The following is a 4,512-nucleotide window of genomic DNA, read 5'->3' as shown; positions in this document are numbered from 1 at the left end:
CGAGAACGGTTGTGTCGCAACTCCCATTCTTACGCCGAGGACCAGCCCGTCTACTTCAATCCCTCGTCAGCAACGTCCATACCCACAACATCTAGATTCGGTGTCCAACTTTCGGGGGTCAGTCCACTACTGCGCCAATACTTCCCGCCCTGCACCGACCTGGCGGCGCATAGTGTCAACAAGCTGGCGTTTGCCCGCAGGGCACGCGACCCGGCATTGGTTCCGTCGATGGGATCGATCAGCGATTGCTATGGCAATGCCGTCATCGAATCTTTTTGGGGCAGAACGCAAACCGAGATATTGCATCGAAAGAGATGGAAGACGAGGTTCGAACTGGCCAACGCCATGGTCGAGTACCTCGACCCCACGGGCGGAAGTGGTCAGGATCGATAGACTTTCCGGTACAGTTCGGCGATTTCCTGTGCGCTGGGCACCACCGGGTTGTTCGACGGAGAACCCGACGCCAAGGCCTGTTCCGCCATCAGTGGAATGAGCTCCTCCCAGCGGGACTCGTCGATGCCGAATGTGCGCGGACTGGGTACCTCTACGTCGACGCACAAAGTATCGATGAAGTCGACCAGCTTGTGCGAGGCCGCCTCGTCTGAGTCGCGGCGGTCGGCCGCGCCCAGCTGCCTGGCGCAATCGGCGTATCGATCACGCGCCCCGGGTATGGAGAACGCGGTGATCGCCGGAAGTAGCATTGCATTGGAAAGTCCATGCGCCACATGGAAATGTGCGCCGATCGGACGACTCATCCCGTGTACCAGGCACACGCTCGCATTGGAGAATGCCATTCCCGCCTGAGTGGAAGCATGCATCATCTGTTCACGTGCTTCTCGATCTGAGCCGTCACGGTACGCGCGCAAGAGGTACTCCCCGATTGTCTTCATCGCAGACAGTGCGAGCCCGTCCGAGATGGGGTTTGCCTTCTTACTGACGTAGGCCTCGATCGCGTGTGTGAGTGCGTCGACACCTGTGTCGGCCGTCAGTCTCGGCGGCATCGACATCGTGAGGTCGGAATCGACGATTGAGGCGATCGGAAGAAATGAAAGTCCAGGGCACAGCATCTTCTCGTCGGTGGTGACATCCGTGATGATCGTGAATTGTGTTGCTTCCGAGCCACTTCCTGCCGTCGTCGGGATGGCGATGATCGGAAGCGCCGGCCCCGCGTACACCCGAGGGGCTTTGAAATCGCGCATGACGCCGCCCTGCTTGAACAAGACGGCAAGTGCTTTTGCCGTGTCCATCGGGCTGCCACCGCCGAAGCCGATGATCGAGTCGGCATCGTGGGCGGTCAGAGCGTCGAGACCAGCCTGTAGAGAATCGGTAGTGGGGTCGGGAACCGTCTCGGAGAAGAGTGCGGCCTTCTTTCCTGCTGCTGCAACGATCTTCAGCAATCGATCGGCTGAACCATTGCTGACCATGAATGCGTCGGTGACGAGAAGCGGACGCTCGATGTTCAGATCCGTCAGTACTTCGCCGAGACTCTCGACGGACCCAGGACCAAGTTTCAAGAACCGGGGAAATGAAATGTTGGCAACCATGCCGATCCCTTCGAATGTTGTGAATGTATTTCCCAGCCCGTGGTATTCGGACGGGATAGGGACTCAGTTGTTTTCGGGGAAGCCGAGGTTGATGCCGCCGTGGCTGGGATCGAGCCAGCGGGTAGTGACGACCTTCCCGCGGGTGAAGAAGTGGACTCCTTCGGTACCGTGAGCGTGCGTGTCGCCGAACAGGCTGTTCTTCCAACCACCGAAGCTGTAGTAGGCCATGGGGACGGGAATGGGGACGTTGATCCCGACCATGCCGACCTCGATCTCGTTCTGGAAGCGACGTGCTGCGCCACCGTCATTGGTGAAGATCGCGGTGCCATTCCCGAATGCACTCGAATTCACCAGGTCGAGTGCTTCGTCGTAGGAGTTCACCCGCACGACCGAGAGCACAGGGCCGAAGATTTCGTCTGTGTAGATGCTCATGTCGGTGGTGACGTGGTCGATCAGGGTCGGGCCGAGCCAGAATCCGCCCTCACCACCGTTCGCCTGCACGTGCCTGCCATCGACGACGAGTGTCGCGCCGGCGGCCTCACCGGCGTCGACGTAGGAGGCGACCTTGTCGCGGTGGGCCTTGGTCACCAGAGGGCCCATGTCTGAGTTCTTCGTGCCGTCACCGGTTTTCAGGGTGCGGGTCCGCTCGGCGATCTTGCCGACGAGTTCGTCGGCGATGTCGCCGACGACGACCAGTGCCGAGATCGCCATGCAGCGCTCGCCGGCCGAGCCGAATCCGGCGTTGACCATTGCGTCGGCGGCCAGATCGAGGTCTGCGTCAGGCAAGACGATCGCGTGGTTCTTCGCTCCTCCGAGAGCCTGAACGCGCTTTCCATGGCTGGTGCCGGTGCTGTACACGTACTGGGCGATGGGGGTTGAACCGACAAACGAAACGGCCTTGATCGCAGGGTTGGTCAGAAGTTCGTCGACAGCTGTCTTGTCGCCTTGCAGGACGTTGAACACGCCTGCTGGAAGTCCTGCCTCGGCCCAGAGTGCCGCGATCCACAGCGAAGCAGATGGAACTTTTTCGGACGGCTTGAGTACTACCGTGTTTCCGGTGGCGATCGCGATGGGGAAGAACCACATCGGGACCATCGCGGGGAAATTGAACGGCGAGATTATCGCGACCGGGCCGAGTGGTTGACGGATCGAGGTGACGTCGACGTTCGTCGAGGCATTCTCGGTCATACCGCCCTTGAGCAGGTGCGCGATGCCACAAGCGAATTCGACGACTTCCTGGCCTCTTGACACCTCGCCGAGTGCGTCGGAGAGGACTTTGCCGTGCTCGGCGGTGATTATCTCGGCGAGTTCGTGCTTGCGGGCATTGAGCAGTTCGCGGAACGCGAAGAGGATTGCGGTTCGCTTGGCGAGCGAACTGTCGCGCCAATCGGGAAACGCAGCAGCAGCTGCGTCGATAACGGCGCGTGCGTCTTGCACGCTGGCGAGCGCGACACTGCCAGTGACGGCGCCGGTCGCAGGGTTCGTGACCGGAGCGGAGTTTCCGCTCGAACCGGGGGCGATCGTGTTGTCGATCCAATGTGCGATGACAGTCATGACTATTCACTCCTGAGGCTGGGGTTGATTCGAGTCTGTGCCGCAGAATTGCCGTCGTCAACAAGTAAGATCGCAGTACTCAATGCAAAATTGCAGCCAAGAACGGGAATGGCGATGTTTACTTCTGACAACCTGCGCTTTCTGCTGGAACTGTCACGCTCGGGGCGCATTTCGGATACGTCGAAGCGGCTGGGGGTCGATCAGACCACTGTCTCCAGGAGAATCTCTAGGCTTGAAAAAGACATGGGAGCAAGGCTTTTCGATCGCGGCGTCTCGGGCTGGCAGCTGACCGAGGCGGGCAGGCGATTGGTTCCTTACGCGGAGAGTATCGAGTCGACGCTACTTTCTGCGCTCGGTGAGACGACCGCCTCGGCGTCGCCGAGCCTCAACGGGACGGTCCGGATCCTGACCCCAGACGGCTTCGGTGCCTTCGTCTTGGTTCCGGGACTGCGCTCTGTCCGTGTCCGGCACCCGGATTTGTACACCGAAGTGCTGACTTCGACTACCCACGATGTGTTGACCGGGCGTGACTTCGACGTCGCCGTCACGTTGGAGCGTCCCTCTCCCCGATCTGTGGTCGTCAGCAAACTTGCGGACTACAACTTGCGGCTTTACGCCTCGCGTCGGTATCTGGAGACGCACGAGTCGATCTCGTCGGTGGACGACCTACGTCATCACACGCTCGTCTGGTATGTGGACGCGTTCTTGGATGTCGAACCTCTGCGTATCCTCGACCGGATACTGCCCACCGGGCGGGCGCAGATCCAGACCAATAACATCGCTGGTCACTACGAGGCGGTCAGGCACGGTGTGGGAATCGCGCCCTTGCCGACATACATCGGCGCGACCGACGATGACCTCGTGCCGGTGCTGCGTGACGAGTTCGTAATTCGGAGGTCGTATTGGCTCGTTGTCCCGCGCGAGCTGATCAGATTGGCCCGCGTACGGGCGATAAGCGATGCCTTGCATGAGATTGTCGACAGGAATCCCGACCTCCATGCGCGGTGATGTGCGGGTTCGCTGTGCTCGCCCGGCTTCAGTCCTTGTGGGCTGAAGCCGGGCGACTTGACTTTCCGGACCTTGTCAGGTCGCACCAGAGGGCTGAAGATGCTGTATTGCACGTGGGGACACCGAACTCTTGGACAGCCTGAGATTAGCCGGGTGCTCCCCACCGTAGTGAGAGTGACGGTGCGACCGCACGAGCGGCACGGACCATGTATGTCGATCACGCTGTGCGCCTGCGGGTGCATTCCTGTTATGCCGAGCCGACGTAGTCGGTCGCGTAGCCCTGCGAGAGCCAGATCATGACGTACGGGCGGCTGAATCGCCCTGGGTCTGATGGAGGCTCTGGCTATTTGATTTCAACCAAGGCCTGCTCACCCTGCTCAGTAGCGTAGAACGTCTTCTCGTACTC

The 4,512-nt window shown here is 60.3% G+C and carries 3 protein-coding genes and 1 pseudogene; 2 read left to right on the top strand and 2 right to left on the bottom strand.

What is annotated here, in order from left to right:
• Positions 1-393 (top strand): annotated as a pseudogene (locus tag ABH939_RS32970) (hypothetical protein); the annotation flags it as partial.
• Here ABH939_RS32970 and ABH939_RS32965 read toward each other — a convergent pair.
• The gene (locus tag ABH939_RS32965; RefSeq protein ID WP_151097142.1) at positions 381-1,544 is read right to left on the bottom strand and encodes an iron-containing alcohol dehydrogenase; all 1,164 of its coding nucleotides are present in this window, start codon (positions 1,542-1,544) and stop codon (positions 381-383) included. The pseudogene ABH939_RS32970 and the gene ABH939_RS32965 sit on opposite strands and share 13 nt — an antisense overlap.
• A gap of 63 nt (positions 1,545-1,607) precedes the next feature.
• Positions 1,608-3,098 carry a CoA-acylating methylmalonate-semialdehyde dehydrogenase gene (locus tag ABH939_RS32960; protein ID WP_149357458.1) on the bottom strand — a complete coding sequence of 497 codons (1,491 nt, stop codon included), beginning with the start codon at positions 3,096-3,098 and terminating at the stop codon, positions 1,608-1,610.
• 114 nt (positions 3,099-3,212) lie between these two features.
• Between ABH939_RS32960 and ABH939_RS32955 the strand changes: the two genes are divergently transcribed.
• A complete protein-coding gene (locus ABH939_RS32955) occupies positions 3,213-4,106 on the top strand; it encodes a LysR family transcriptional regulator (protein ID WP_151097138.1) in 894 nt (297 codons plus the stop codon).
• Positions 4,107-4,512: the final 406 nt, after the last annotated feature.

The sequence above is a fragment of the Rhodococcus sp. 27YEA6 genome, from assembly GCF_044908235.1.
In the GTDB taxonomy this organism is placed as follows: Bacteria; Actinomycetota; Actinomycetes; order Mycobacteriales; family Mycobacteriaceae; genus Rhodococcus_F; species Rhodococcus_F qingshengii.
Note: the sequence above shows the minus strand (reverse complement) of the source record. Positions and strands in the feature narration are given on the sequence as shown.